The sequence below is a fragment of the Pseudomonas sp. LBUM1647 genome (assembly GCF_059716175.1).
In genome coordinates, this window is the sequence record NZ_CP166809.1 from 3,359,936 (window position 1) to 3,385,210 (window position 25,275).

Annotated in this window: 22 protein-coding genes; 2 read left to right on the forward strand and 20 right to left on the reverse strand. The window is 60.2% G+C overall.

Going from position 1 to position 25,275, the window contains the following annotated elements; translation table 11 throughout:
• Positions 1–159: 159 nt before the first annotated feature.
• The 7 genes from ACA059_RS15260 to argH form a co-directional block, all read right to left on the reverse strand.
• On the reverse strand, positions 160–1,524 hold the full coding sequence (locus ACA059_RS15260) for an MmgE/PrpD family protein (RefSeq protein WP_497634575.1): 1,365 nt from the start codon (positions 1,522–1,524) through the stop codon (positions 160–162).
• Positions 1,521–2,408, reverse strand: coding sequence for a polysaccharide deacetylase family protein (locus tag ACA059_RS15265; RefSeq protein ID WP_497634576.1), 888 nt, complete (start codon positions 2,406–2,408; stop codon positions 1,521–1,523). The genes ACA059_RS15260 and ACA059_RS15265 overlap by 4 nt, the downstream gene beginning before the upstream one ends.
• Complete coding sequence (locus ACA059_RS15270; protein WP_497634577.1) at positions 2,401–3,249, reverse strand: polysaccharide deacetylase family protein; 849 nt, start codon at positions 3,247–3,249, stop codon at positions 2,401–2,403. Before ACA059_RS15270 ends, ACA059_RS15265 begins: the two co-directional genes overlap by 8 nt.
• Positions 3,250–3,510: 261 nt before the next feature.
• Positions 3,511–4,335: an ABC transporter substrate-binding protein gene (locus ACA059_RS15275; RefSeq protein WP_497634578.1), complete on the reverse strand. Its 825-nt coding sequence runs from the start codon at positions 4,333–4,335 to the stop codon at positions 3,511–3,513.
• Between the two features lie 38 nt (positions 4,336–4,373).
• Entirely contained in the window at positions 4,374–5,138 is a 765-nt protein-coding gene (locus ACA059_RS15280) for an amino acid ABC transporter ATP-binding protein (protein WP_497634579.1), read from the reverse strand.
• A 10-nt stretch (positions 5,139–5,148) separates the two neighbouring features.
• On the reverse strand, positions 5,149–6,027 hold the full coding sequence (locus ACA059_RS15285) for an amino acid ABC transporter permease (protein ID WP_056745976.1): 879 nt from the start codon (positions 6,025–6,027) through the stop codon (positions 5,149–5,151).
• Positions 6,028–6,175: 148 nt separating this feature from the next.
• On the reverse strand, positions 6,176–7,603 hold the full coding sequence (gene argH, locus ACA059_RS15290; RefSeq protein WP_497634580.1) for an argininosuccinate lyase: 1,428 nt from the start codon (positions 7,601–7,603) through the stop codon (positions 6,176–6,178).
• A 322-nt stretch (positions 7,604–7,925) separates the two neighbouring features.
• Here argH and ACA059_RS15295 point away from each other — a divergent pair, with 322 nt between their 5' ends.
• Complete coding sequence (locus tag ACA059_RS15295) at positions 7,926–8,891, forward strand: LysR family transcriptional regulator (protein WP_497634581.1); 966 nt, start codon at positions 7,926–7,928, stop codon at positions 8,889–8,891.
• Here ACA059_RS15295 and ACA059_RS15300 read toward each other — a convergent pair.
• The 10 genes from ACA059_RS15300 to arnB all read right to left on the reverse strand — a co-directional run bounded on the left by ACA059_RS15300 (position 8,842) and on the right by arnB (position 19,953).
• Positions 8,842–9,402 (reverse strand): GNAT family N-acetyltransferase, encoded by a 561-nt coding sequence (locus ACA059_RS15300; RefSeq protein WP_497634582.1) that lies wholly within the window; start codon positions 9,400–9,402, stop codon positions 8,842–8,844. The genes ACA059_RS15295 and ACA059_RS15300 overlap by 50 nt on opposite strands.
• Before the next feature lie 143 nt (positions 9,403–9,545).
• Complete coding sequence (locus ACA059_RS15305; protein WP_497634583.1) at positions 9,546–11,135, reverse strand: ArnT family glycosyltransferase; 1,590 nt, start codon at positions 11,133–11,135, stop codon at positions 9,546–9,548.
• A 5-nt stretch (positions 11,136–11,140) separates the two neighbouring features.
• Positions 11,141–12,520, reverse strand: coding sequence for a UDP-glucose dehydrogenase family protein (locus ACA059_RS15310; protein WP_497634584.1), 1,380 nt, complete (start codon positions 12,518–12,520; stop codon positions 11,141–11,143).
• The gene (arnF, locus tag ACA059_RS15315; protein WP_497634585.1) at positions 12,517–12,918 is read right to left on the reverse strand and encodes a 4-amino-4-deoxy-L-arabinose-phosphoundecaprenol flippase subunit ArnF; all 402 of its coding nucleotides are present in this window, start codon (positions 12,916–12,918) and stop codon (positions 12,517–12,519) included. The genes ACA059_RS15310 and arnF overlap by 4 nt, the downstream gene beginning before the upstream one ends.
• Positions 12,915–13,259: a 4-amino-4-deoxy-L-arabinose-phosphoundecaprenol flippase subunit ArnE gene (arnE, locus tag ACA059_RS15320; RefSeq protein WP_497634586.1), complete on the reverse strand. Its 345-nt coding sequence runs from the start codon at positions 13,257–13,259 to the stop codon at positions 12,915–12,917. The genes arnF and arnE overlap by 4 nt, the downstream gene beginning before the upstream one ends.
• Entirely contained in the window at positions 13,256–14,905 is a 1,650-nt protein-coding gene (gene arnT / locus ACA059_RS15325) for a lipid IV(A) 4-amino-4-deoxy-L-arabinosyltransferase (protein ID WP_497634587.1), read from the reverse strand. Before arnT ends, arnE begins: the two co-directional genes overlap by 4 nt.
• Entirely contained in the window at positions 14,902–15,786 is an 885-nt protein-coding gene (arnD, locus tag ACA059_RS15330; RefSeq protein ID WP_497634684.1) for a 4-deoxy-4-formamido-L-arabinose-phosphoundecaprenol deformylase, read from the reverse strand. Before arnD ends, arnT begins: the two co-directional genes overlap by 4 nt.
• Positions 15,786–17,792 carry a bifunctional UDP-4-amino-4-deoxy-L-arabinose formyltransferase/UDP-glucuronic acid oxidase ArnA gene (gene arnA / locus ACA059_RS15335; protein WP_497634588.1) on the reverse strand — a complete coding sequence of 669 codons (2,007 nt, stop codon included), beginning with the start codon at positions 17,790–17,792 and terminating at the stop codon, positions 15,786–15,788. The genes arnD and arnA overlap by 1 nt, the downstream gene beginning before the upstream one ends.
• Positions 17,789–18,808 (reverse strand): undecaprenyl-phosphate 4-deoxy-4-formamido-L-arabinose transferase, encoded by a 1,020-nt coding sequence (arnC, locus tag ACA059_RS15340; RefSeq protein ID WP_497634589.1) that lies wholly within the window; start codon positions 18,806–18,808, stop codon positions 17,789–17,791. Before arnC ends, arnA begins: the two co-directional genes overlap by 4 nt.
• On the reverse strand, positions 18,805–19,953 hold the full coding sequence (arnB, locus tag ACA059_RS15345; RefSeq protein WP_497634590.1) for a UDP-4-amino-4-deoxy-L-arabinose aminotransferase: 1,149 nt from the start codon (positions 19,951–19,953) through the stop codon (positions 18,805–18,807). Before arnB ends, arnC begins: the two co-directional genes overlap by 4 nt.
• Positions 19,954–20,339: 386 nt before the next feature.
• Between arnB and ACA059_RS15350 the strand changes: the two genes are divergently transcribed.
• Positions 20,340–21,278 (forward strand): site-specific integrase, encoded by a 939-nt coding sequence (locus ACA059_RS15350; protein WP_497634591.1) that lies wholly within the window; start codon positions 20,340–20,342, stop codon positions 21,276–21,278.
• 10 nt (positions 21,279–21,288) lie between these two features.
• Here ACA059_RS15350 and ACA059_RS15355 read toward each other — a convergent pair whose 3' ends face one another.
• The 3 genes from ACA059_RS15355 to ACA059_RS15365 are packed head-to-tail and all read right to left on the reverse strand — an operon-like array spanning position 21,289 to position 24,971.
• Positions 21,289–22,359: an ABC transporter ATP-binding protein gene (locus ACA059_RS15355; protein ID WP_497634592.1), complete on the reverse strand. Its 1,071-nt coding sequence runs from the start codon at positions 22,357–22,359 to the stop codon at positions 21,289–21,291.
• Positions 22,356–23,954, reverse strand: a complete 1,599-nt coding sequence (locus ACA059_RS15360) for an ABC transporter permease (RefSeq protein WP_497634593.1) — start codon at positions 23,952–23,954, stop codon at positions 22,356–22,358. Before ACA059_RS15360 ends, ACA059_RS15355 begins: the two co-directional genes overlap by 4 nt.
• Before the next feature lie 3 nt (positions 23,955–23,957).
• Positions 23,958–24,971, reverse strand: a complete 1,014-nt coding sequence (locus tag ACA059_RS15365) for an iron ABC transporter substrate-binding protein (RefSeq protein ID WP_497634594.1) — start codon at positions 24,969–24,971, stop codon at positions 23,958–23,960.
• Between the last annotated feature and the right edge of the window lie 304 nt (positions 24,972–25,275).

Genomic DNA, 25,275 nt, shown 5'->3' on the forward strand with positions numbered 1-25,275 from the left:
AGAGGGTAGAGGGGACTGACCGAGGTGTTTGGTCGACATATTGCGACCTGCAACATCGAGTCGAACTCAGATTTTGAAAGGCATGAAAATCTGCTCCCTTTCCCCCTCTCCCCTATGGGGCGGTCCGACGTTTCGGGAGGGCTGGGGTGAGGGGTGGCTTTAGTGATCAACCTCATTCCTCAGCCATACATTTAATCCATCAACCGACCCCAACTCTTCAACCCGCCACAACTGCTCAAGCAGTTCTTGCGCCTGCCCCCGCGGCATCACCCGCACCGCCAAACTGAAAAACTTCTCCTCCAGCGCCGCATCACTCAACGGATTGCCCGGCGCACCCAGCGGCGGGTCGACACAAAGGCTCGCCTGCCGACCGTCCACGGTCCGCACGCTGACGACGGGCTCGCCATCCTCTGACAGTTGCGGATCCACTTCAAGACGGATGCGCGACATCCAGTGAGCAATCCGCGGATCGCTCCGTTGTTCATCGTCATAAGCCTGTAACCGGCAATGACCCTGCACCAGCCGGGCCGCGAGGGCATACGGCAAGCTCATCTGCGCCGCCGCCAGCGTACCGACGTCGCGCCCGCCGCACATGTCCTGCAGAAACCCGCACAACGACACCTGAACATCCTCGACCTGATCCGCGTTGACGTGCAGCTGATCCAGCAACAGACCCAGCGCATCGATGGCCGAATGTGTTCCTCGGCATGCGGCATAAGGCTTGATCGAACAGCGAGCGAGTTTCCATACAACGCCCAGGTCGGCATCCAGCGCGTCAGGTTGTGAACTCTCACCGGCCAGGGTTTTCAGAAACCCGCCCCAGACATCATCGAACAACTTCGTCGGCCCGGTGATGCCTTGTTGGGCAAATCGCGCCGCCAGCAATCCACCTTCGGCGGCACGACCACTGTGAAGTTTTTTGCTTTGCGAACCGTCGTGGATAAACGCCCACAACCCCCCACTGAAACTGCCGGCAATGCCCAGCGCCGAGACGGTTTGCCCGATATCCAGTCCGAGAATCCGCGCACTGGCCGCCGCCGCACCGAACACGCCGCAGGTGGCGGTGGAATGCCAGCCGGCGCCGTTGTGGGTTGAATAGCTGCCGCAGGCTTCGAGCACCCGGCGGCCGATTTCGTAGCCGATCACCACGGCCGTGATCAACTCCCGGCCATTCACCGGTTTTCCAGACATCGACACTGCCGCCATGACCGCCGGCAGCACCACTGCGCCGGAATGGTCGCAGCCACCGGTGTCGTCCAGTTCCAGGGCATGGGCGGCAACACCATTGAGCATGGCGGCCTGAGCCGCGCCGGTGCGCTGATCGGTGCCCCAGATCAGCGTGCTCCCGGTTTCACCGTCGAAGACCTGCCGTGCCTGCTTTGCTACATCGCTACCAGCCCCGGCCAGGGTCGCGCCGAAGGTGTCGAGTATGTGCCGCTTGGCTTGGGCCACCAGCGCTGGCGGCAAGTCTTCGAATCGGGTGTCGACGCAAAACTGCGCCAGTCGCTGCATCCGCTCACTCATACGATGTAATCCCGGTAATGTCGCTCATACACGGCCGCCGGATGATCCTCGGTCACCGGCAGCGCCGATTCAGCCCACCATTGAGCAACCTCGGCGCCCGTGGCAATCCACACGTCATCGTGCTGTTGAATCCCCTCAAGCAACTCGCGCAACACGCCAATCCGCCCGGGCGTAGCAATGATCTCCGGGTGCAGTCGCAGCACATAACACAAGCCAAACCGGTGAAACCCGGCGAAGTCCATTTGCAGGTTGCCCAGGGTGTGGCTGTAAGAGGCGATCCGCGATTGCGCCGGCGGCACGGCCGGGCTGAGGTTGAAAGCGAAGTAGGGTTCGTCTTCCAGTTCGTAGTGCAATGGCAACTCGATGACTTCGGGCGCCGTCGGGTGAACAAATGGCAAATCATCACCGCGCCAGGATGAGGACCAGCGAATGCCGTGATTCTTTAACGCCTCGATGAAACCCGGCGCGCCGTTGCCGGCCGGGATGCGAAAGCCTGTTGGACGCTGGCCCGTCAGCGCGGTCAACGCCTCACAGCCTTTGGCAATCTCGGCGCTTTGCTCGGCTAGGCTCAGGTTGTCGTAGTGCTGATGGCGATAACCGGCGCAGGCAATCTCATGTCCACCGGCCTGGATTGCCCGAATGTGCCCGGGGTTTTCCTCGGCGACGATACCGGGCACAAACCAGCTGCTGGAAACCCCCAGTTCTTCGAACAAACCGAGCAAACGGTCGACGCCGCGCTGGGTGCCATAGCGCCAGACCGACAGCGTCTTGTCGCGCCCGGCGACCTCCGGGGCCTGGGTGAGGATGCCGTGGATGTCGTTGTAATCGACGGTCAACACCACGGCGCAGCGGTAGCCTTTGGGCCAGGCAGTTAAATCAGCCATGGTGATGCTCCTTCAGCCACCACTGGGCGACATCGCGGCACGTGGCGAACCACACGTCATCGCGCTGGCGCATGTGTTCGAAGAGTTTTTCCAGCAGCAGGATGCGTCCCGGTTTGCCGGTGATCTTGGGGTGGAACAGGGTGGTCAGGCACAACCCTTCGTTCATGGCGCCGTCGTACTCGCGGCACCAGTTATCGAGGGTCAGCGCGTAGCTGGCGGTGCGGTCCAGCCCGGAAGGGAAGTCCGGCGCACGGGTGTAGGCGAGGGAGGCGTAGTCGTCCATTTCCCAGCGACCGGGGATTTCCACCAGCGGTGCGTCGTGGCCCGGCACTTTTACCAGGTACGGCCGGTCATCACCGCGCATGCTGCTGGAGTAGGTCACCCCGGCTTCCACCAGCATCGCCGGGGTTTCGGCCCGCCAGTCGCCGGACGGGGTGCGAAACCCTTCGGCGCGGATGTTCAGGTGTTTCCAGAACACCTCGCGGGATTTCTTCATCACGTCCTTTTGCTGTTCCAGCGTCAGGGCGTAAAAGGATTCGTGTTTGTAGCCGTGGTAGGCCACCTCATGCCCGCGCTCGACAATCGCCTGGCACTGTTTCGGCCAGTTCTCCACGACCCAGGCCGGGACGAAGAACGTCGTCGGGATCTGGAACTCATCGAGCACATCGAGGATTCGTGGCAGGGCGCGGTAAGGGCCGTAACCGCCGAAACCGAAGTACTCAGGCTTGCGCCAGATCGAGCCGTTGAGCATGGCGTCGCCGGTCGGGCCGTCGAGGTCGAAGGCCAGGGCCAGGCAGGCTTTGTGCTGGTCGGGCCAGGTGGGTTGGGGTGAGGAGGACATGGGTGTGGCGCTCCGGTTGTTGATCGTTGGTGCGGTCAAAATCGACCCTTCACCCCAACCCTCCCGAAACGTCGGACCGCCCCAGAGGGGCGAGGGAGCTGACCGAGGTGATCTCTCGAGTTACTGCGACCTGAAATATTGAGTCGAGCTCAGGTTCTGAAAAACATGAAGATCAGCTCCCTTTCCCCCTTTCCCCCTCTCCCCCCTGGGGCGGTCCGACGTTTCGGGAGGGTTGGGGTGAGGGGTCGATTTAGAACCAAATTATTTGCCGGCGTTAATGGTCACAGTCTTGATCGCACCCAACTCCAGATCCCATTTCTTCAGGATCGCCTGATAGCTGCCGTCATCCACCATGCTCTGCAACGCGACCTTCACCGCCTCACTCAGCTCAGGCTTTTTCTTGCTCACACCCAGCCCGGTGAACTGCTTGGAGATTGGCAGGCCCACGGTTTTGTACATGTCCTTTTCCTGAGTCTTCAGGTAGGACAAGGTCTCGCTGCCCTGCATGGCCGCGTCGATACGGCTCTGGCGCAGTTGCGCGCGGGCGTCCGCCGAGCCTTCGGTACCGATCACGTTGATCGCAGGCTTGCCGGCGGCTTCGCAGTTGGCCTTGCTCCACTCGGCGATTTCCGCCGGGAAGGTGGTGCGGCGGCTGGTGCCGACTTTCTTGCCACACAAATCAATGATCTCGTTGAAATCCTTGTTCTTCTGCAAGGTGTAGAACTGCGGACCGCTGGTGAAGTAGTCAACGAAGGTCACGCTGGCCTGACGTTCGGCGGTGTCGGTCATGCCCGACATCACCATGTCCACGCGGTCGGTGGTCAGAGCATTGATCATTTGCTCGAAGCCGGTTTCCTGCCATTTGATCTTCACGCCCAGACGTTCGGCGAGGGCATTGCCCAGGTCGTAGTCGAGCCCGGTGAGGGTGTTGGTGGCCGGGTCCTTGAAGTCCATCGGCGGGTAGTTCGGCATGATCGCTACCACGACCTCGCCTTTTTCCTTGATGCTGGCCGGTAGCTCGGCGGCCCAGGTGAAGCCAGAAGCCATAACGCTTGCGAGTACTGCGGGGATAACGAAGTTCTTCATGGTCGTTCTCTTATGAGTGTTGTTACGCCAGCCGGCGCTTAGGTTCGAACGGCAGAAATGAAGCTTTGGGTGCGCGGGTTTTGCGGACTTATTAGTATTTCTTCGGGGCTTCCAGCCTCCACGATCTGCCCGCCGTCCATGAACACCATGCGGTTGGAAACTTCGCGGGCGAAGCCCAGTTCATGGGTGACGACGATCATGGTCATGCCGGTTTGCGCGAGGTCGCGCATCACCGACAGCACCTCACCGACCAGTTCCGGGTCGAGTGCCGAAGTGGGTTCATCGAACAGCATCAGCTTGGGCCGCATGGCCAGTGCACGGGCAATGGCGACGCGTTGTTGCTGACCGCCCGAGAGCTCAATCGGGTAGCTGTTGCGCTTGTCGGCCAGGCCGACGCGAGCGAGCAATTCCACGGCTTCTTCGTGCGCCTCTTTGGGCGAACGCTTGAGCACCTGGCACGGCCCTTCGATGATGTTTTGCAGCACAGTCATGTGCGGGAACAGGTTGAACCGCTGGAACACCATGCCGGTGGACAGGCGTTGACGGGCGATCTGCGACTCGTTGAGTTCGTGCAGTTTGTTGCCGACGATCCGGTAACCCACCAGTTCGCCGTCGACCCACAGGCCGCCCTTGTCGATCTTTTCCAGCTGGTTGATGCAACGCAGCAAGGTGCTTTTGCCGGAGCCGGACGGGCCGATGATGCACAGCACTTCGCCTTGCTCGACTTCGATGTCGATGTCCTTGAGCGCGTGGAAATGGTCGTAGTACTTGTTCAGGCTCACGGCCTTGACGATGCTTCTCATGTGGGGCTCCTCAAGAACGCTTGCCGGCGCCGCGAGCGAAACGACGCTCCAGACGACTTTGACCGAAGGACAGGACGGTGACGGTGGCCAGGTACCAGATACCGGCGACGATCAAAAGCTCCATGACCCGGGCGTTGGCGTAGTAGATGTTCTGGGCGTTGTAGAGCAGTTCCGAGTACTGGATGACGCTCGCCAGCGAGGTCATTTTCACCATGCCGATGAACTCGTTACCGACCGGCGGAATGATCACTCGCATGGCTTGCGGCAGGATGATCCGGCGCAGCGCTTGAAGGCGCGGCATGCCGATCGACTTGGCGGCTTCGTACTGGCCGGTGTCCACCGACAGCAGGCCGGCACGCACCACTTCGGCGGTGTAGGCGCCCTGGTTGATGCTCAAACCGAGGAGGGCGGCCACGAAGGGCGTCATCAGGCTCACGGTGTCCATTTCGAACAGGCCGGGGATGCCGATGGTGGGGAAGATCAGCGCCAGGTTGAACCACAACAGCAGTTGCAGAATCAGTGGCGTACCGCGAAACAACCAGGTGTAGGTCACCGCCACGTAGCGCAGGATCGGGTTGGCCGACATGCGCATGATCGCCGTGATCACCCCGAAAACAATGCCCAGCGCCATGGCCAGCACCGCCATGACGATGGTGTTGAGCAAGCCCCACATGATCGCCTGGGAAGTGAGGAACTGGCCGATGTAGGACCACTCGATCTTGCCTTCGGCGAAGGCCCGCACCAGTCCGAGAATCGCAATGACGATGACGGTGGCGAAGAAGATCCGCCCGTAATAACGCCGTGGCACATGGTGGTACTGGGTGATATCGAACTGGTTTTCCGCCAGTTTTCGCTCCGACTGGAGTCGTTCTGCCTGAGTCTGGCTCATGTTGCTTCTCCGTACGCTGGTGTTTCAGGTCACACACAATCCCTGTGGGAGTGAGCCTGCTCGCGATGGCGGCGGGTCAGGCACAGGGGTGTTGAATGTCATACCGCTATCGCGAGCAGGCTCGCTCCCACAGGTTTTGTGTACTGCTTCAGAGCCGGAAACCCTGATAGTTCTCGGTCCATTGCTGCTGCGCGGCGAGGGCCGTTTTCAAGCGGCCGATCTGCTCGCGCACCTGTTGCGGCGCGGTGCCGCCCCAGCCACTGCGGGCGGCGATGGCGGCTTCGAGGGTCAGGCTCTCGCGCACTTCCGCGGTCAGGCGCGGGTCAATCTCGGCCAACAGCGCCGGGGAGGCTTCCCACAATTCGATGTCGTGTTTCTCGCAGGCCTGGACCAGCGCGCCGGTAATTTCGTGGGCTTCCTTGAACGGCACGCCGCGCATGGCCAGCCAGTCGGCGACTTCGGTGGCGAGGGTGAAACCCAGTGGCGCCTGACGACGCAACTCTTCGACGTTGACCTTCATGGTCGCGACCATCCCGGCCATGGCGGGCAGCACCAGCAGCAGGGTATCGACGCTGTCGAGCACGCCGTTTTTGTCTTCGCTCAAGTCGCGGTTGTACGACAGCGGCAGGGATTTGAGCGTGGAGAGCAGACCGGTCAGGTTGCCGATCAGGCGGCCCGCCTTGCCGCGCGCCAGTTCAGCGATGTCCGGGTTTTTCTTCTGCGGCATGATCGAGCTGCCGGTGGCGTAGGCGTCGTCCAGCGCGACCCAGCGAAATTGCCGCGACGACCACAGGCAGAACTCTTCGGCGAGGCGGGAAATGTTGATCCCGAGCATGCTGGCAATGAACAGGAATTCGGCAACGTGATCGCGGCTGGCCACGGCGTCGATGGAGTTTTCACACACGCCGCTGTAACCCATTTCCTTGGCCGACTGCTGAGGCAGGCGCGCAATGGCGGAACCAGCCATAGCCGCAGCACCCAGTGGCGACAGCGAAGTGCGATTGTCCCAGTCCACCAGACGTTGCACGTCACGCAGCATGGATTGGGCGTGGGCCAGCAGGTGATGGGCGAAAACGATCGGCTGGGCTTGCTGCAGGTGAGTGAAGCCCGGGCAGATGCTTTCGATGTGTTGCTCGGCTTGATCCACCAGTGCTTGTTGCAGGGCCAGGACTTCAACGGCCAGGGTGCGGACGTGATCACGCAGGAACAGGCGCAGGTCGTTGGCAGTCTGGTCGTTGCGCGAACGGCCGGCGCGCAGCTTGCCGCCGAGGGCGCCGAGGCGTTCGGTCAGCAGGCGTTCGATAAAGGTGTGGACGTCTTCGTCGTCCAGGGTCGGTGCGATGCTGCCGGCGCGGAAGTCATCGCCGATGCGCTCAAGAGCGTCGAGCATGGTTTGGGTTTCTTGCTCGCTCAACAACCCGGCGCGCTGCAATTCACGGGCATGCGCCTTGGAACCAGCGAGGTCGTACGGGGTGAGGCGAAAGTAGCGCTCGGGGCAACGGGACAAGGCCGCCAGGGCTTCGGACGGGCCGCTTTTGAAGCGTGCACCCCAGAGACGGTCGGTGGTTTGAGACATTGTTGTTTTCCTCGTCGGTAAAGCGAACTGAAATCGGTGTGCCGTCAGATCGAAGCGATATTTCATGTAGGAGCTGCCGAAGGCTGCGATCTTTTGATCTTGGTTGACCCATAAAAGATCAAGATCAAAAGATCGCAGCCTTCGGCAGCTCCTACGTCGAAGTGTCAGCTTTTAATAGTTCGAAATCAGTGAGTTGGCACTGATGTGCGGGATTTATTAGCGGTTGCCAAGCCTGGTTTTCTGTGTTCATTATTATTTACCAGCACTATTTTTGTTGTTGGACACAGGTTGTTGAATAGGGCGCCAGAGGTAAATAGGCATTATGGAAACCCCACTTTCCAATTCCGGAAACCCGCCGCTGAAAACGGGCCATCGGGCACCGCTGACCCTCAGCGGTCTGGACTTCAAACTGCTCAAAGTGTTCAAGGCCGTGGTCGAGGCCGGCGGCTTCAGTGCCGCCCAGAACGAGCTGAATGTGGGACTGGCAGCCATCAGCAAACAGATCTCCGACCTGGAGATCCGCATCGGCATGCGCCTGTGCACCCGAGGTCGCGAGGGTTTTCACCTGACCGAAGAGGGCCGTCTGGTGTATCAGGCGTCCATTGATTTATTTGCCTCGGTCGACAACTTTCGTGATCGCCTTAGTTCAGCGCAAAACGAACTGATCGGTGACCTTGGTGTGGGGGTTATTGATAATACGATTTCCGACGATAATTCGCCGTTAGTTGCTGCGCTTAGAATAATTAATGAGACGTCGCCTAAAGTCAGGTTCCAACTTCAAGCCTCACAGCTGGATGAAGTGGAGAGAGGTGTGGTAGAGGGACGGCTAGTAGCGGGGATCGTACCGGTTTATCAGAAGCGCGAAGAGTTTGATTACTACGCGCTTTATGAAGAACGCTCCGAAGTTTATTGCGCAGTCGGTCATCCGTTATTCACGGTGCCGGACGCAGAAGTCGGCAGTCATGTGCTCAAGGATTACGAGTGCATCAACCACCGCTATGCGATCCATCGCGACAAACTGAATTTTGCCCACTACGACAGCTTTTCCGCCTCGGCCACCCAGGTGGAAGCGGTGGCGCTGCTGATCAAGACCGGGCGTTTCGTGGGTTTTCTGCCACAGCATTACGCTGCATCGATGGTCGCTCAGGGACAATTTCGCGCGGTGCGCCCGGACCTGATCAACATCGTCACGCCGTTCAATCTGATCCTTCGTCACAACACTGTGCGCAGTCCGTTGGTCAAGGCCTTTGCCCAGGCGTTGGGGGTTGATTTGAAGGCGCCGCTCTAAGGCGCAAACGCATCGCACAACGCCGTTCACCGGGTAAGCCGTGGGCGACTTCGTCGTTTAATACAGTCGCTAATCGCGGACCCAATTGTGCCGGGCTCAATGTTTCAAAGCCCAGGCGCTGATAAAACGGTTCATTCCACGGCAAGTCGCGGAACGTGGTCAGCGTCAGACCATAGAGTTCTCGATACCGGGCATGCGCAACCGCGGTTAACAGTAACTTTCGACCTGCGCCCCGGCCCTGGAAGTGTTGTCCGACGGACAGTTCCTGAATATGCAGTTCGTTGTCGACTTCCCCCGCGCTGAGAAACCCCATAAGTACGCCATCGGCCGATTGCGCAACCCAAACCTGCTCCGTCTCGATTGCCCGGCGATGTTGTTCTGCATCGGTCACCTGCGCATCGGCAAGCCACGCCAGCGAAGGGTCGCAGCGAAACAACTCGGCCGCCGAACGTTCGATGGCGGGGAGGGCAGCTGCGTCGATAGATCGGGCACGGCGCAAGGTAATGATCATGTTAATCACGGTTCATGTAGGAGCTGCCGAAGGTTCGGGCCGCGTTCGGACGATCTTTTGATTTTGATCTTCAATAATAGCTGAGGCGCTAAAAGAATAAGATCAAAAGATCGTCCGAACGCGGCCCGAACCTTCGGCAGCTCCTACAGGGGATTGAGGTGCAGCAGGACGTAATCGTTCTTGTCGAAACGGCCGCTCAAAACGGGCGGAAACGCACCCAACGGCGTGCCTTGGAGGGCGCGGTAGTCGTTTTCATCCATCATCAGCCAATGAGGCCCCTGAAGGTTTTCCAGATCTTGGGTTGATTCAGTGAAAACCGGCTGTAAGTCCTGCTCAATGTTGACCATGAACTTGATCGCCTTCGCGTCTTTACCCATGGCGTGCAGCACCAGCGGCGCCGGGTCTTTCTGGACAAGTGCGAATGCCGCGCGGCTGAAGGCCCGGGTATCGTAGAGGCGACGTTCGACGGTTTCGAACACCACGATGTACACCGACCACAACGCCAACACCGCGCAACAGGCCAACGTCAGCGCCCGCCATCGGGGTCTGAAAAGCACCGCCAGGGCAACGACTTGCAGCACGCCGAGGATAATCAGAATCGCAGTCAGCGCCGGCATTTGCTCGGAAAAACGTCGGTGAGCGACCATCAATCCAACGACCAATAGAGCCGGGATCAACAACCACACCCCTTGCATCAACCCCCGCAACCACTCGAATACCCGACCTTGCGCCACCTGAAACGGATACGCCGCAATGATCGCCGCCATAGGCAACATCGGCAGCAGGTAGCGGGCCTTTTTGGCCTGGGGGATCGAGAGCCCGACCATCACGATCAAGGCGGCCGCCGTGCAGTACTGCAACAGGCGCAATGCGGGACTGGCCTGTCGCGGATTTGTCAGCCAGACGGCGGCCAGCACCAGCAACGCCAACGGATACGCGAGCGCATAGTTGCCCAGCGAACGGGTGAAGTAATACAGCGAACCGCTGACGCCTTCGCTACCGTCCAGGCGCCCCATGATCTGCATGCGCACCACATCGTGCATGAACTCCGGGCCGCCAATGGTTTCCGCCAGCCACAGCAGCACGCCAACGCACACGGCCAGCAGCACTGACGCCACCAGGCCAAAACCAAAAAAATGCTGCCATTGTCGATTGAGCAAAAAATAGCTGCACAGCATGCCCGTGGGAATCACCAGCCCGATCGGCCCGCGAATCCCGAAGCCCAGCAGCAACAAGGCAAAGATCAGCCACCACCGGCGCTTTGCGGCGAAATAATCGGCGGCATAGCCGAGGTAGAACACCGCAAATGCCACCGCCGCGAGCATCAAATCCAGGGACACCGCGCGGGTTTCGGTGACAAAGGTGTTGGTCAGCAGCATCAGTGCGATGCTCAGCAACGCCCAGCGCTGGGAGTAGGGCGCCAGCAGTCGGTACATCAACGTGACGATCACTGCCCCGGCAATGGCGCTCGGCAACCAGGCAGTCAAACTGTTGACCTGCCCGAACGGCAGCGACAGCGCCCAGATGAACAACGTCGTCAGCGCCGAATAATCCGCATACGGCTGGCCATAGGTGGTCGGAAAAAATGTCGGCCCGTGGCGCAGCATTTCCTGAGCGAACAGCACAAAGCGCGAATCGAAGCCGATCACCGCCTGCTGATACACCCCGGCGCTGAACAACAGCAGCGCCGACAGCCCTAGCCCTTGGGACTGGCGGCGGATAGCGGGTGACATCGCACTCAAGCGACGACCGAAGCAGCGGGCCACTGCTGATGCGGAATCGGCAAGTTGCGCGACTCACCACGGCCCATCGGGAAATACATGAAACCGGCGCGGGCCAGTCGATCGGCGTCGTACAGGTTGCGTCCGTCGAAGATCACCGGTGCGTTGAGCCGCTGCTGGATCAGGCTGAAATCCGGGGCCTTGAACTGCTGCCATTCGGTGCAGATGATCAACGCGTCAGCGCCGGACAATACCGATTCTGGTGTGCCCATCAGCATCAATCGGGATTCATCGGGATACAGCTGCTGGGTTTCCTGCATGGCTTCCGGGTCGAACGCGCGGACATTGGCCCCGGCAGCCCACAGCGATTCCAGCAGCACCCGGCTCGGTGCATCGCGCATGTCGTCGGTGTTCGGTTTGAACGCCAGCCCCCACACGGCAAAGGTCCTGCCGCGCAAATCGCCCTTGTAGAACGCGTTGATGCGCTCGAACAGCTTGTGCTTCTGACGCTGGTTGATCGCTTCCACCGCTTGCAGCAAATCGCTGGAGCAATGCGCCTCTTCGGCGCTGTGGATCAGCGCGCGCATGTCCTTGGGAAAGCACGAGCCGCCATAACCGCAACCGGGGTAGATGAAGTGGTAACCAATGCGCGAATCGGCGCCGATGCCCAGGCGCACCGATTCGATGTCGGCGCCCAGGTGTTCGGCCAGTTCGGCGATCTGGTTGATGAAGCTGATCTTGGTCGCCAGCATGCAGTTGGCGGCGTATTTGGTCAGCTCGGCGCTGCGCAGGTCCATGAACATGATCCGGTCATGATTGCGGTTGAAGGGCGCGTAGAGGTCGCGCATCACGTCACGCACCTCATCGCGTTCGCAGCCGATGACGATCCGGTCCGGGCGCCGGCAATCGGCCACGGCAGAGCCTTCTTTCAAAAACTCCGGGTTGGAGACGATATCGAACTGCAGCAGCCGACCGACCTTGATCAGGCACTTGTCGATATGCGCGCGCAAGGTGTCACCCGTGCCCACCGGCACCGTGGATTTCTCCACCAGAATCACCGGTTGTTCACGATGACGTGCCACAGCTTCGCCCACCGACAGCACATAACGCAGATCCGCCGAACCATCGTCCCGGGATGGCGTACCGACGGCGATAAACAACACCTGGCCATGCTGCACCGCAAACTTCTCGTCAGTGGTGAATTGTAGACGATTGGCCTCCAGGCTTTCGCGCACCAGGCTGGCCAGCCCCGGTTCGAAAATGCTCACGTGGCCCTGTTGCAGCAGTTCGACTTTCCTCTCGTCAATGTCCATGCAGACCACGTCGTGGCCGACTTCAGCCAGGACGGCCGCTTGCACCAGGCCAACGTAACCGCTACCAAATACACTGATTTTCATGGGGCACTCCTGAGTTCGGACGCGAGAGCAGGGCGAGAATTGATGGTGATGACGCCAAGGATGACCAGGGCCACCCCAAGACTTTTTGAAAGGCTGAAGGCTTCGTTAAACAGCGGCAGGCTGGCGGCCAGCAGGTACACCAGCGCGTAGCTGATGCTTAGCAGCGAATAGGCCCGGCCCAGCGGTAAATCCCGCAGGGCAGCGAGCCAGCAAAGCATCGACAGGGCGTAGGCCAGAATCGCCGCCAGCACCACGGCGACAGCGCTCAAATCAACGCTGGCGGTGAACCAGTATTCAGGTGTTGGCAGGCGACTCATGCTCCAGCGCATGCCCAGTTGCGCGGCACTGACCAGCAACACGCTGCCCAGCGCGAAGGTGATTCCGCGACGCAGGTTCATGTCTGTTGCCCCAGCAGCACCACGCCACCGATCACCAGTGCCACACCCAACCAGTGGCGACGATCGATGGTTTCGTGGAAAACGAAGCGGGCGACCAGGGTGATCAGTACGAAATTGAGGCTCAGCATCGGGTAGGCGATGCCGACTTCAAGGCGCTGCAACACCAGCAGCCACACCAGCAAGCCCAATCCCAGAGAAGCGAGGGCCAGCCACAACCACGGCGAGCGCAGTTTCTCGGTCCAGAGCGACGCCTTGTCGCGCCAGCTCTCGACGGCGTACTTCTGGGCGATCTGGCCCAGGCAGGTCAGCAGGCAGGCGGCCAAGAGCAGTAACAGGCTCATGACGCCTCCTGAGGAAAAATCAGAATCACAATGTTGCCTTGTTCATAGCGCTTGCCATCCTTGGGCAGCCGTTCGATTTCCTGCAGCTCCTCGTCACCCTTGACCCGCATGACCACGCCGACCGAGCCGCTCTGGCGGGCGTTGCGCATCCATGCTTGAACCTGGTTCGGGTGGACTCGCTGCTGTGCGCCGTCAGGATAGGCGAGGCCATATTTCAATTCGCCTATCGTGTTGTACAACGCCACGTCCGGGCGTTTCAGACGCCAGGCCAGGGCCCCGGCGGCGCCGAGGTCATTGCTCAGCAACTGGTCGGTCTGGCCGAGTTCCTGGGCATGCTCGAGGATGAATTGGTCGGGCATCTTGTTGGCGACCACCGAATCGGGCAGCCCGGCCGGCAACAAGGCGATCAGCAGCAGACTGCCGAAGGCTGGCGCCGCCCAGCATTGCAAGGGTCTGAAGGCTTGCAGCAGGTTGGCCATGATCCAGCCGGTCAGGCCGATGAACACCAGCACCAGGTTGTGCAGTTCATGGTTGTAGAGCGGCTTTTTCAGTTGCAGGTAGACCAGGGCCAGCAGGGTTGTCAGGCCCAGAATCAGGTTCAGCAGACCATTGATGCCCAGTGCCCGGCCTTGCTCCAGCTTCAAACGATCCGCCAGTGCATGGCCCAGCAGCAACGCCAGCGGTAGCAGGCACGGCAGGATGTAGCTGGGCAATTTGCCTTTGCTCAGGCTGAAAAACAGTAACGGCATCAACAGCCACAGCAACAGGAAACCGATACTGGCCTGGCGTCGTGTTTGCCACGCCTGCTTCAGCGCTGGAGGCAACATCGCCACCCACGGCAGACTGAACGCCACCAGCAACGGCAAATAGAACCACCACGGCGCATCATGCTGGGCATCGTCGCCGGCGAAGCGGCGAATGTGTTCATGCCAGAAGAAGAACCGCCAGTAATCGGGCTCCTGCGCGTGCACCGCCAACACCCACGGCAGGCTGACAGCAATGGCCACGACAATCGCCAGCGGGCCGTAGATCAGCAGTTCTCGCCAGCGCTTTTGCCAGATCATCCAGGGCAGGGCGATCAGCACCGGCAGCAGCCAGGCGAGGAAACCCTTGGTCATGAACCCCATGCCGCAGGCCAGGCCCAACACCGCCCAACCGATCAGGCGCTGGCCACGACTGACGCTGTCCAGGGCAAACCACAAGGCAACCAGACTCAAATTGACCCAGAAGGTGAATTGCGGATCGAGGTTGGCATAGCCCGCGGCGCCAGCGATGACGGTGAAACTCATGTACAGCAGCGCGCAGGCAAAGCTTTTGCGCGGCTCGTTCCAGAGCCGGCGGGCGATCAGGTAGCACAACAACACGCTAAGCCCGGTGCTCAGGGCCGACGCGATACGGACACCGAACAGGTTGTCGCCAAACAGCGCCTGGCCGATGGCGATCATCCAGTACCCGGCCACCGGTTTTTCGAAATAGCGCAGGCTCATGAAATGCGGCGACACCCAGTTGCCGCTCAGGAGCATGTCCTGGCTGATCTGGGCGTAGCGGGTTTCGTCGGGAATCCATAAGCCATGGCTGCCCAGCGGCAGCAGATACGCCAGAGCGAAGATGGCCAGCAACAACGGCAATGCCCAGCGCTTGCTCATACGCCTTGCACTCCCAACCAGCCTTCGCGTCCTTCGAGGGTGCCGCGCAGCACCCGGCCGGCCGGTAAGGTATCGGGAGCCTCGGGCAGCAGATCGCCCAAGGGTTGAAAATGGATGTCTCGCTGGCGCGCATCGGCCAGCAGGTTGCGGAAATCGTTGGCCATCAGAATCCCTTCTACTTCGGCATGGATCGTGTAGACGTTGAGTTTTTCGGGGCTGAAGCGATCAAGAATGAAGGCGTTGAAATCCTTGGCCGCCACGCTGGGGCCGACCACCTCATCGAACGTCGGCAGGTCCACGGGAATCTGCGGCGCACCCAAACCACCATCGGCCAATCTCGGCTGGAACAGGCTCTGGCCCCGGCAATCGCTGTTGTAGCGAAAGCTGAACGCTTGCTTGGCCTCGATCACGCGCGCGTCCGCCCGCCACCCGGCAGATGCCGAGCACTCGACGTTTTGCCCGAGGATGTCGCCGAGGGTGTCCACGCCCCGGCGAAGGTGCTCGATCAGTTGCTTGTCGCTCCAGCGCCCGGCATTGGCCTGCCAGCCATGGTGATCCCAGGCGTGCAGGCCGACTTCATGTCCGGCTGCCACGGTTTGACGCATCAAATGCCCAAGATCACGGCCGATCGGTTTGCCGGGCCACGCGGTGCCGGCCAGCAAGATGTCCCAGCCGTACAGGCCGGCCGCGTTGGAACGGAGCATTTTCCAGAGAAATTGCGGACGGATCAGGCGCCATAAGTGACGCCCCATGTTGTCCGGCCCGACGCTGAAGAAAAATGTCGCCTTGACCTGCGCTTCATCGAGAATTTCCAGCAGCCGCGGTACCCCCTCACGGGTGCCTCGATACGTGTCGACATCAATCCGCAGACCTGCCCGCATCAGCATGATTCTTCTGTAGAGTGCTCCGCGATTTCGAGCATGGCCTCGCGCAAGAAGAAATCCAGCGTATTGCCGATGGTCTCGCTCATTTCAACCGTTGGGGTCCAGTCCAGCAGACGTTTGGCGTTGGCGATGCTTGGTTTGCGGTGGGACACGTCCTGATAACCGGTGCCGTAGAACGCTTTGCTTTCGACATCGCGGAACCCGGCGAACGGCGGGAAGTTGTCGCGCAACGGGTGCGCTTCGAACTGACGCAACAGCTCCTCACCCAACTGGCGGATGCTGGCTTCGTTGTCCGGGTTGCCGATGTTGATGATCTGGCCGTTGCAGGCGTCGTTCTCGTTGTCGATGATCCGCGCCAGGGCTTCTACGCCGTCGGCAATGTCGGTGAAGCAGCGTTTTTGCTCACCGCCATCGAACAGGCGAATCGGTGTGCCTTCCACCAGGTTGAGGATCAGTTGGGTGATCGCGCGGGAACTGCCGATACGCGCCGAGTCCAGGCGGTCGAGGCGTGGGCCCATCCAGTTGAAGGGACGGAACAACGTGAAGTTCAGGCCTTTCTGGCCGTAGGCCCAGATCACCCGGTCGAGCAATTGCTTGGAGATCGAGTAGATCCAGCGCTGCTTGTTGATCGGCCCAACGATGAGGTTGGAGGTGTCTTCGTCGAAGTTCTGGTCCTGGCACATGCCATAGACTTCCGAGGTCGACGGGAAGATCACGCGTTTGTTGTATTTGACGCAGTAGCGAACCAGTTTCAGGTTCTCTTCGAAGTCCAGCTCGAACACCCGCAGCGGGTTGCGGGTGTATTCGATCGGCGTGGCGATCGCCACCAGTGGCAGGATCACGTCGCACTTCTTGATGTGGTATTCGATCCACTCGGAGTGGATGCTGATGTCGCCTTCGACGAAGTGGAAGTTAGGGTGACTGCGCAGACGCTCGATCGCATCCGAACCAATGTCCAGGCCATACACCTCGTACTTGTCGTCGCGCAGCAGGCGCTCGGACAGGTGATTGCCGATGAAGCCGTTGACGCCGAGGATCAGCACGCGCGTGCGACGCGGGGCGCGACCGGACTCGGCGCCACGCAGTACGGAGCCATCCACCAGTCCCAGTTCGTTGGCCAGTTGCGGGCCGCTCAGGTACAAGCCGTTGTCGTTGCGCTGGCCGGCGGTGATCACCAGGGAATCTTCGCCGCAAGCGATACGCAGTGGGTCGACGCTGATGACCCGGCCCGGCGCCTGGCCTTCATTGCCCTTGGCGACTTCTGCGCTCCAGACAATCAGCTTGTGTTCGCCCACGGCGCAAAAGGCGCCCGGATAAGGTTGGGTTACCGCGCGAACCAGATTGAACAATACTTCAGCTGGTTTGTGCCAAACCAGTTTGCCGTCGGCTGGCGTGCGACGGCCAAACACCGTGGCTTGGGATTCGTCCTGGGCGGTTTCGTTGACTTTGCCGACGAGCAACGCTGGCAGCGTGTCGCGCAGCAGGTCGGTGGTGGCCACGCGCAATTTACCGTGCAGACTTAATGCGGTGTCGCTGCGCTCAATCGCAACCGTTTTCTGGGCGAGGATTGCACCGGCATCCGCCCGTTTGACCATGCGGTGCAGGGTCACGCCGGTTTCGGTTTCGCCGTTGACCAGCACCCAGTTGGCCGGCGCGCGCCCACGGTAGCGTGGCAGCAACGAACCGTGCAGGTTGAAGGCGCCTTTGCTGGCGGTGGCCAGCAGCGGTTCGCTCAGCAGGTGGCGGTAGTAGAACGAGAACAGGTAATCGGGGTTGAGCTTGCTGATGCGCTCGATCCACAACGGGTGGTTGGCATCTTCCGGAGCGTGCACCGGTATGCCCTTGCGTGCGCACAGTTGTGCAACGGAGCTGTAGAACGCGTTTTCCTTCGGATCATCGGCGTGGGTAAACACAGCGGCAATTTCAAAGCCCGAGCTGAGCAGGGTTTCGATGCCGGCACAGCCGATATCGTGATAGGCGAAGACAACTGCTTTTGCGCTCATGAGAGAACCTGATCGGAAGAGGTGGAAGTGAGGCCGTCAACGGTGACAACGGGAGCCGGGGCAGCAGGTTGGCTACGCAGAACCTTTTCGATAAAGAACCGGGGGCGGGCGCGGACGTCGCTATACATGCGGCCCAGGTATTCGCCCAACAGGCCCATGCCGATAAATTGGCCGCCGGTGAAGACGAACAGCACAGCGAACAATACGAACGTGCCGTCGCCCGCCCAACTGGCGCCGAAAGCCAGGCGCAACACGATCAGCGCCGTGGCGAACAGCACACCGAGCGCTGCCATGCCGAAGCCGACAATGCTCAACAAGCGCAAAGGCGTGGTGGTCATGCAGGTGACCAGGTCGAACATCAGATTGACCAGGCGCATGGGGCTGTACTTGGATTCACCGTGTTCACGCTCGGCATGCAGCACAACAATTTCCGTGGTGTGCCGGGCGAAGCTATTGGCGAGGATCGGGATAAAGGTGCTGCGTTCGCGGCAGGCGAGCATGGCGTCGACGATGGTTCGCCGGTAAGCGCGGAGCATGCAGCCGTAGTCGGTCATGGCGACGCCGGTGGAGCGCTGCACGGCCAGGTTGATCAGCTTCGACGGCCAGCGACGCAGCGCCGAGTCCTGACGATTGCTACGCACGGTGGCGACCACGTCATAACCCAGCTCGGCCTGAGCCACTAACCGCGGGATCTCCTCGGGCGGGTTTTGCAGGTCCGCGTCGAGGGTAATAATCACATCACCTTTGCACTGCTCGAAACCGGCCATGATTGCCGCGTGCTGGCCGTAGTTGCGGTTGAGAATGACCGCCACCACCGGGCTGCATTCACGATGGGCGGCGTCTTCGAGGATCTGCGCCGAGTCATCGCGGCTGCCGTCATCGACCAACACAATCTCGTAGTCATGGTGCAATTGCTGGCACGCCGCTTCGGTGCGCCGGAGCAATTCCGGCAGGCTGTCTTGCTCGTTGTAGACGGGGATGACGATCGACACGCAACGGATCGGGTAAGGTTTCACAGGCTTGAGTCCATAACGTTTTCAATGGCACCGACCACACGATCGACGTCATCGAGGGTCATGTCGGGGAACAACGGAATCGAGCACAGCCGTGCCGAGTTCCATTCGGTGTTGGGCAGATAGATGTTGGGGAAGCGTTGGCGGTAGTAGGTGTGGAGGTGAGTGGCAATGAAGTGAATGCCGGTGCCGATGTTCTGCGCTTGCAGGGCCTTCATGAATGCTTCACGGTCCAGCCCGCAGCGCTCGGTGTCGATCCGCAGGATGAACAGGTGCCAAGCGTGCCGCTGCGGGTACGCCGGAATCGCCAACGGCTGCACCTTTGATCCTTCGAGGCGTTGCAGGTAGGCTCCGGCCAGTTCGGTACGCTTGGCGTTGATCTGGTCAAGGCGCTCCAGTTGCACCAGGGCGATGGCGGCGTTGATGTCGGCCAGGTTGTATTTGAACCCCGGCTCCATCACCTGAGCCTGGGGTTTACGGCCGTGCGTCATGCGGTCATAGGCGTCGACGCCAAGACCATGAAACTTGAGCATGCGCACCCGACTGGCCAGGGCTTCGTCATCGCTGACGAACATGGCGCCCTCGGCGCAGGTCATGTTCTTGATCGCGTGGAAGGAGAAGATCGCCGTGCCTTTCGCGCCGACATGACGACCTTTGTAGAAGGTGCCTGCGGCGTGAGCGGCATCTTCGATGACCGGGATGCCATGTTTATCGGCCAACGCATAAAGCGGATCGAGATCGAACGCGGCACCGGCGTAATGCACCGGAATGATGGCTTTGGTGCGCGGCGTGATCGCCGCTTCAATGCTCGCCAGGTCACTCATCAGTGTGTCGCGATCAACGTCGACGAACACCGGTGTCGCGCCCAACAGGCAAATCATGTTGGCAGTGGACACCCAAGTCTGCGACGGCGTAATGACTTCATCGCCCGGACCAATTCCCAATGCCAGTAACGTGATGTGCATCCCGCCGGTGGCCGAGGACAGTGCCACGGCATGGCGACATCCCACGTAGTTGGCGAATTGCTCTTCCAGTTCCTGATTTTTCGGCCCGGTAGTGATCCAGCCCGAGCGCAATACTTGCTCTACGGCGGCAATTTCTTCATCGCCGATACTGGGGCGGGAGAAGGGGAGAAAAGCCTGAGTCATGGGTACCTCGGGGCTGAAAAGTGAGTAGCCGAAGAGGCTAAAATATTGGATCCAATATTAGCGTAGACGATAAAACGAAAGCTGCATCAATCAGTTACTTCAAATGCATGAGAAAGCACATCAGTTGACTTTTGCTGCCATGGGCGGCAGGTTGGGACCAAGAGCAGGGTCACCCCGGATTCATTGAGGTTATTCCCGATTTTGTGAAAGGAACATGAAAACCCGGTCGGCGAATCGTTTATCTGAAAGTCATACAGCCACTGTTCAGACTTCTGCCGTTCATCGAGTTTTTTAGTAGAAAGTCCTGCAGAAGTGTCCCGCTTTATATGAAGGATGTTTCAATCCTTAGTTGTTAATGAACTGTTTCCACATTAAGGCCGTTTCGTTTGATTGACTTACCCGCTACCGACTCAATCCCTTCAAAGACCAATCCGCTGACCCTGTACCTGGCGCGTCTGGCACCGTCCAGCCAACTGACCATGCGTTATGTGTTACAGGACGCCGCTGACCGGTTGGGCTTCGAAGACATGAACGTCGAGGAGATTCCCTGGCACAACCTGCAACCGGAAGATGTCATCGCGCTGGTGGCCACTTTGCGCACCGACGGCTACGCGCCGAATACCTCTTCGCTGTACGTCAACGCGGTGCGTGGAGTGATGAACGAAGCGTGGCGCATGAGCCTGATCAGTCAGGAGCACTTGCTGAAAATGCGTTCGGTCAAAGGAATTGCCGGCACGCGGTTGTCCCAAGGGCGCAACCTCAGGCGCACGCTGATCCAGGAATTGATGGCGGTCTGCGCCGCCGATCCACGGCCACAAGGGTTGAGGGATGCGGCGATCATCGGGATTTTGTATGGCTCGGGCATGCGCAAATCAGAATCGGTGAACCTGGACCTGAACCAGGTCGATTTCGTCGAGCGCAGCCTTCGTGTGACCGCCAAGGGCAATAAGCAATTGATCAAGTACGCACCGGCCTGGGCGTTCGCCAAACTCAATGACTGGCTGGAACTGCGGCGCTCGTTACTGAAGGAGGGTGAAGTGGACGATTCGTTCCTGTTCAACCGCATCCGCCGCGGTAGTCACATCACCCGCGAGCGCATCACCAAACATGCGATCTATTACATCGCCCGACAGCGGGGCGCGCAGGTCGGGGTGAAAATCATGCCGCATGATTTTCGACGTTCGTTCATTACCCGAGTGATTGAGGAGTACGACTTGTCGATCGCCCAGAAACTCGCCCATCACAGCAACATCCAGACCACGGCCAACTACGATGTGCGCGATGACAACGAACGGCGTCGGGCCGTGGACCGGTTCGATCTTTGATGGATAGGGTTCAAGTTTCGCTCAGTACGTGGGCATGGCCGATTGTCGAGACGTGAACCGCGCTGCCGGCGGGTGGCGCATACAGGCCTGAGCTGCGCACCATTAATGATCGACCAGGCTGTTGCCCGGAAGCCAACGCTTCCAATTCCACCGTCAACGTGCAGGTATTGCCGCTGAAATCCCGCTCGGTCACGACGGCACGACACCCGGCGGCCTTGGTCGTGCTGGGCTGGATGCTGACGAGTTGCAGTTGTTCGGGACGCAGCATGATCTGCGCCGATTTGTTGTTCCGGTGGTTGTTCACCGGTATCCGACCGAGATCGCAATGGGCCCAACCGGCTTCGATTCTGGCGGGCATGACCACGGCATCCCCCAGAAACAACGCGGTTTGTTCATCCTCGGGGTAGCGGTAAAGGTCCAGCGGATGGCCCGACTGCACCAGCCGGCCGTCGCGCATCACCGCTAGCTGATCGGCAAACGACAACGCTTCACTCTGGTCATGGGTGACCAGAATGGTGGTCACGCCGGCGTCTGTCAGTAGCCGCGCGACCATTTTGCGCATGGCGCCCCGAAGTCCGGTGTCGAGGGCCGAAAACGGCTCGTCCAGCAACATCAAGCGCGGCTGTTGCGCCAATGCCCGCGCCAATGCCACGCGTTGTTGCTGGCCGCCGGACAGTTCATGGGGCCAACGGTTGGCCATGTTTGCATCCAGCGCCACGCTGTCCATCAACTCTGCGACGCGCTCCTGTTTTGCACCGCCCTTGATCGAAAGCCCGAAACCGATGTTCGCGGCCACGGTCATGTGCGGAAACAGGGCGCCGTCCTGGGGAACATAGCCAATCAAACGCTGATGCGCCGGGACTTCGTGGGTGTTGTCGACGAGCGTTTGGCCATTGAGTGAAAGACGGCCCGTATCCGGGAATTCGAAGCCGGCGATCATCCGCAACAACGTGGTTTTTCCTGAGCCGGACGGGCCGACGATGACCGTTCGGCTGCCCGTTGGCACCGACAGGTTGATGCTCTCCAGCGCTTGATAGGAGCCGTAGGACTTGGAAATGGAATGGAGTTCAAGAGCGTTCATCGGCCAGCCGTTCGTTTGGATTGGTGATAAAGAAGTCCGGTCAAAGGAAGCGACAGCAGGATCATCAGCAGGGCGTAGGGCGCCGCTGCGGCGTAATCGATTTCGCTGGTCATGGCCCAGAATCCGGTGGCCAGGGTTCGCGTGCCGTTGGGGGCGAGCAGCAGGGTGGCGGTCAACTCATTGGTGATCGCCAGAAACACCAGTGCGGCGCCAGCGGCAGCGCCGGGCGCGGCCAGGCGCAGGGTGATCAGCCACAATGCCCGGGCGGGGGAGTGCCCGAGGCTGCGGGCCATGTTTTCCAGCTCCACCGGCGCCTGGGCGATACCGGCGCGCAAACTCACCAGGGCGCGGGGCAAAAACATCAGCAGGTACGCCAGCAACACCGTGATGGTTGTCTGGTAAATCGGCCGGGCGAAATGGATGGTGACGGTCACCAATGCCAGGGCCACGACGATCCCGGGCAACGAACTGGTGATGTAGTTGCAGCTTTCCAGTACACGTTGCAACCGGCCCGGAGAGCGAATCGACAGCCAAGCAATCGGGATCGCGGCGCAGGTCGTAAGGGCGGCACCCGCAAGGCCGAGCAGCAGCGTCTGTTCCAGCGCCGGCAGAAGCTCGTCCATCTGCCAGACCTGCGTGCCGCCGGCTATCAGCCAGCTACCTAACGTCACGAGTGGCACGCCCAGCGCCAGCGCGCAGGTCGCGATCTGTACGGTCAGGGCGACGAGGGTGGTTCCGGATTTCAGGCGTATTACCCGCTGCTCACGAGCGCTTCCCGATCCGACCCGGGCGTAACGCGCCGTGCCGCGAGCGGCCGATTCTGCGGTCAACATCACCAGGCAACACAGGGCAAGCACGCTGGCCAACATGTGGGCGGCGGGGCCGTTGAAGGTGGACTTGAACTGATCGAAGATGGCCGTGGTGAAGGTGTCGAAACGGATCATCGCGTACAGGCCATATTCGGCCAGCAGGTGCAGGCCCACCAGCAATGCGCCGCCACAGATGGCCAGGCGCAGTTGCGGCAGCACCACGCGAAAAAATATCGCCCAGGGTTTTAGCCCCAACGATTCGGCAACGTCTTCGATGGCCGGATCGAGCCGGCGCAACGTCGCAGCAATCGGCAGGTACAGGAATGGGAAGTAGGCGATGACCGAGACCAGAACCCCGGCAAACAGCCCGTGAATCGGCGGGACCAGACTGACCCACGCATAGCTGTGAACGAACGCCGGCACCGCCAGCGGCGCAGTTGCCAGCAACGACCACCAGCGTCGACCCGGCAGGTTGGTGCGTTCTGTCAGCCAGGCCAGAGACAGGCCCAACATGACGCTTAACGGAATCGTGATCACCACCAGTAAAACGGTGTTGATCAATAATTCAGCCACTCGCGGCCGGAACACCAGCGGCACAAGGGTCGCCCAGCCCGTCTGAAACGATACGCCGATGACGAAGGCAATCGGCAGCAACGACAGCAGCGACACCAGCACCGACAAACCGATCACCCACGCGCCACCACGCCCCGCGAAGATACCGCGGGATCGTCGTCGTAAATTCGCGGGTATCGTGTCAGCGACACCCGCCGGCAAGGTTTCAGGCATCAATTAAAGCAGTCCGGCCTGAGTCATCAGCTCCACGGCTTTTTTGCTGTCGAGTTTTGAAGCATCGACTGTCGGCGCGTCGAGTTGCTGCAAAGGCACCAGTTTTGGGTTGGATTCAGCGTTCTTGCCCACCGCGTATTCGAACGATTTGCCGGTTTTGAGGATGGCCTGGCCATCTTTGCCGGTAATCCATTTGAGGAACGCCTGGGCTTGTTCCTTGTGTTTGCTGGACGCGAGAACGCCGCCACCGGAGACACTGACAAACGCGCCCGGATCCTTGTGCTTGAAGTAGTGCAGGGCAGTGTTCTTGCTGTTCTCGCCGGTCTTGGCCTGGTCCCCGAAGCTGTAATAGTGGTAGATCACGCCGCTGTCGATCTGCCCGGCGTTGACCGCTTTAAGCACGGCGCTGTTGCCCCGGTACGCGGTAAAGTTGGTTTTCATCCCTTTGAGCCACTCCAGGGTGGCGGCTTCGCCTTTGAGTTCCAGCACGGCGGCGACGATGGCCTGGAAGTCGGCACCGGCCGGCGACGCGCCCCAACGACCTTTCCAGATCGGGCCGGCGAGGTCCATCAGCGACTTGGGCAGCTCGGCTTCGGGCAGTTTGCTCGGGTTATAGACAAACACCGTGGAACGCGCGGCGATCCCCACCCATTTGCCATGGGCAGGGCGGTAAGCATTGCCGACCTGTTCCAGGGTGGCCGGCGCAACCGGCGCAAACAGCCCCGCGTTGTCGACCAGCACCATGGCCGGGGAGTTTTCGGTGAGGAACACGTCCGCCGGAGAGGCAGCGCCTTCCTGCACGATCTGATTGCCCATCTCGGTGTCGTCGCCATTGCGCACGGTGACCTTGATGCCGGTTTCCTTGGTAAAGCCCTCGATCCAGGATTTGGTCAGGCTTTCGTGCTGTGCGTTGTAGACCACGATGCCATCCGTATCGGCTGCATACACATGGCCGGCGCTCAGCAGAGCCGTCACCAGCAGAGCTTTTTTAAGGAAAGACGGGATGTGAGAGATCATGCAGTGACAGCTCCTGTTTTTTTAGAATCGTGCACGAAGATTCGACAGAATCGACGGGAAGGGTCGTCGATCAGTGTAGATCAATACGAATCATTTGCATGTTTAAGGCGCGGCAAATGTAAAGTGCCAAATGAGAAAAAAGCGTCAAAATTTCAGTAACAACGCATCACCTGTAGCAGCTGGCGAAGCCTGCGTTCGGCTGCGCAGCAGTCGTGAAATCAGACAATGCGGTTATTCAGTTAAACCGCGAGCTCAGGTTTGACGACTGCTGCGCAGCCGAACGTAGGCTTCGCCAGCTGCTACG

Bases quoted from the DNA above. Each gene is read 5' to 3' on its own strand.
- ACA059_RS15260 (WP_497634575.1), bottom strand. From the start codon at position 1,524: ATGAGTGAGCGGATGCAGCGACTGGCGCAGTTTTGCGTCGACACCCGA.
- ACA059_RS15265 (WP_497634576.1), bottom strand. From the start codon at position 2,408: ATGGCTGATTTAACTGCCTGGCCCAAAGGCTACCGCTGCGCCGTGGTG.
- ACA059_RS15270 (WP_497634577.1), bottom strand. From the start codon at position 3,249: ATGTCCTCCTCACCCCAACCCACCTGGCCCGACCAGCACAAAGCCTGC.
- ACA059_RS15275 (WP_497634578.1), bottom strand. From the start codon at position 4,335: ATGAAGAACTTCGTTATCCCCGCAGTACTCGCAAGCGTTATGGCTTCT.
- ACA059_RS15280 (WP_497634579.1), bottom strand. From the start codon at position 5,138: ATGAGAAGCATCGTCAAGGCCGTGAGCCTGAACAAGTACTACGACCAT.
- ACA059_RS15285 (WP_056745976.1), bottom strand. From the start codon at position 6,027: ATGAGCCAGACTCAGGCAGAACGACTCCAGTCGGAGCGAAAACTGGCG.
- argH (WP_497634580.1), bottom strand. From the start codon at position 7,603: ATGTCTCAAACCACCGACCGTCTCTGGGGTGCACGCTTCAAAAGCGGC.
- ACA059_RS15295 (WP_497634581.1), top strand. From the start codon at position 7,926: ATGGAAACCCCACTTTCCAATTCCGGAAACCCGCCGCTGAAAACGGGC.
- ACA059_RS15300 (WP_497634582.1), bottom strand. From the start codon at position 9,402: ATGATCATTACCTTGCGCCGTGCCCGATCTATCGACGCAGCTGCCCTC.
- ACA059_RS15305 (WP_497634583.1), bottom strand. From the start codon at position 11,135: ATGTCACCCGCTATCCGCCGCCAGTCCCAAGGGCTAGGGCTGTCGGCG.
- ACA059_RS15310 (WP_497634584.1), bottom strand. From the start codon at position 12,520: ATGAAAATCAGTGTATTTGGTAGCGGTTACGTTGGCCTGGTGCAAGCG.
- arnF (WP_497634585.1), bottom strand. From the start codon at position 12,918: ATGAACCTGCGTCGCGGAATCACCTTCGCGCTGGGCAGCGTGTTGCTG.
- arnE (WP_497634586.1), bottom strand. From the start codon at position 13,259: ATGAGCCTGTTACTGCTCTTGGCCGCCTGCCTGCTGACCTGCCTGGGC.
- arnT (WP_497634587.1), bottom strand. From the start codon at position 14,905: ATGAGCAAGCGCTGGGCATTGCCGTTGTTGCTGGCCATCTTCGCTCTG.
- arnD (WP_497634684.1), bottom strand. From the start codon at position 15,786: ATGCGGGCAGGTCTGCGGATTGATGTCGACACGTATCGAGGCACCCGT.
- arnA (WP_497634588.1), bottom strand. From the start codon at position 17,792: ATGAGCGCAAAAGCAGTTGTCTTCGCCTATCACGATATCGGCTGTGCC.
- arnB (WP_497634590.1), bottom strand. From the start codon at position 19,953: ATGACTCAGGCTTTTCTCCCCTTCTCCCGCCCCAGTATCGGCGATGAA.
- ACA059_RS15355 (WP_497634592.1), bottom strand. From the start codon at position 22,359: ATGAACGCTCTTGAACTCCATTCCATTTCCAAGTCCTACGGCTCCTAT.
- ACA059_RS15360 (WP_497634593.1), bottom strand. From the start codon at position 23,954: ATGCCTGAAACCTTGCCGGCGGGTGTCGCTGACACGATACCCGCGAAT.
- ACA059_RS15365 (WP_497634594.1), bottom strand. From the start codon at position 24,971: ATGATCTCTCACATCCCGTCTTTCCTTAAAAAAGCTCTGCTGGTGACG.